We start from the raw sequence: 1716 nt of genomic DNA, 5'->3' as shown, positions 1-1716 counted from the left end.
CCGCGCCGCGCGCCGCGGGCTCCGGAGCCGCACGCTCGGGAGACCCGGTCATGCCGGCGCCTCACCGCGCACGAGCGCCTCCCGCACCGCGGGCACGAGCCGTCTGCTCACCGGGAGGGCCGTGCGGCCGACCACCACCGTCGGCTCTCCCCCGGACAGCCGCGCCTCGGTCACGGCGGCCGTGCGCACGAGCGTCGAGCGGTGGATGCGCAGGAACCCCGCGTCGGCCCACCGCGCCTCGAGCTCCGCCATGGGGATGCGCACGAGCTGGCCGGGGTCGTCGTCGTCGGTGTGCAGTCGCGCGTAGTCGCCCTGCGCCCGCACCCACCGCACCTCGCTGCGCCGCACGAACCGCACGGTCGACCCGACCGTGACCGACAGCACCTCGTCGTCGCCCTTCGTCGGATCGGCGGCCTGATCCACGCGGTCGATCGCGCCGCGCAGCCGCTCCCGCCGCACCGGCTTGAGGAGGTAGTCGACCGCGCGCAGCTCGAACGCCTCCACCGCGCGGGCCTCGTCGGCCGTGACGAACACCACCGCCGGCGGCTCCGCGAGCCCGAGGAGGGCGCGGGCCAGGTCGGTGCCGAGCAGGCCGGGCATGTGGATGTCGAGGAACGCGAGACGCACGGCGCGCTGCGACAGCTGCCGCAGGGCGTCGGCTCCGCTCGTCGCGGTGAGGATCTCGCCGATGCGCGGGTCGGAGCGCAGCAGGTGCACCAGCTCGTCGAGGGCGGGCTGCTCGTCGTCGGCGACGAGGACGTCGATCATCCGGGCTCCTCAGTCGTCGTCCGGGTCGTGCAGGGGCTGCGATTTCGGGACTCGCATGCGCACCAGGGTACCCGCGCCCGTGTTGGTCTCCACGACCAGTCCGCCGCTGCTGCCGTACAGCTGTCGCAGGCGCGTGTCGACGTTGCGCAGCCCCACGTGGGAGCCGTCCTCGCGCGCCGTGAGCAGCGACCGCAGCCCGTCGGGGTCCATGCCGACGCCGTCGTCCTCCACGAGGATCTCGGTGTGGGTGCCGTCGTCGCGCGAGGTGAGGCGGATCTCGCCGCCGCCCTCCCCCGGCTCGAGCCCGTGCCGCACCGCGTTCTCCACGAGGGGCTGCACCGACAGGAACGGGATGACCGTGGCGAGGGTCTCCGGCGCGATCTGCAGCGTGACCTGCAGCCGGTCGCCGAAGCGGGCCCGCTCGAGCTCCAGGTACGAGTGGATGCTGCCGAGCTCCTCCGCGAGGGTCGTGAACTCCCCCTGGCGGCGGAAGGAGTAGCGCGTGAAGTCGGCGAACTCCAGCACGAGGTCGCGCGCGCGGTCGGGGTCGGTCGTGATGAACGAGGCGATCGCGGTGAGGGCGTTGTAGATGAAGTGCGGGGAGATCTGCGCCCGCAGCGACCGCAGCTCCGCCTCGGCCAGCTGCGCGCGGGAGGCGTCGAGCCCGCCGAGCTCGACCTGTGCGGCGCACCAGTCGGCGACCTCCTCGGCGGCGCGCACGAGCGCCGCGCGCACCGGCGACGCGAAGGCCACGATCACGCCGATCGTTCGCCCGTCCACGACGATCGGGGCGCCCACCGCCTCCAGGTCGTCGGTCTTCGCCGGGGCGGGGAACACCTGCCGCCGGCCGCTCGCCCGCACCCGCTCGGCGATGCGGCGCGCGGCCGACTCCAAGCCGTCCGAGGCGCCGTCGAAGGACACGACGCCGGACTCCTCGCCGCCGTCGGT

At 74.7% G+C, this 1716-nt stretch carries 2 protein-coding genes; both read right to left on the bottom strand.

What is annotated here, in order from left to right:
- Window positions 1-48: 48 nt before the first annotated feature.
- On the bottom strand, window positions 49-768 hold the full coding sequence (locus DW299_RS08525; RefSeq protein WP_136030081.1) for a LytR/AlgR family response regulator transcription factor: 720 nt from the start codon (window positions 766-768) through the stop codon (window positions 49-51).
- A gap of 9 nt (window positions 769-777) precedes the next feature.
- A partial coding sequence (locus DW299_RS08520; RefSeq protein ID WP_136036330.1) for a sensor histidine kinase occupies window positions 778-1716 on the bottom strand: 939 nt, incomplete at its 5' end.

Source organism: Microbacterium sp. K35, from assembly GCF_004794375.1.
GTDB classification, from domain to species: Bacteria; Actinomycetota; Actinomycetes; order Actinomycetales; family Microbacteriaceae; genus Microbacterium; species Microbacterium sufflavum.
The sequence above is the reverse complement of the archived record's forward strand: the minus strand, read 5'-3'. Positions and strand labels throughout refer to the sequence as shown.

Coding starts and splice junctions, on each gene's coding strand:
- DW299_RS08525 (WP_136030081.1), bottom strand. CDS start 768: ATGATCGACGTCCTCGTCGCCGACGACGAGCAGCCCGCCCTCGACGAG.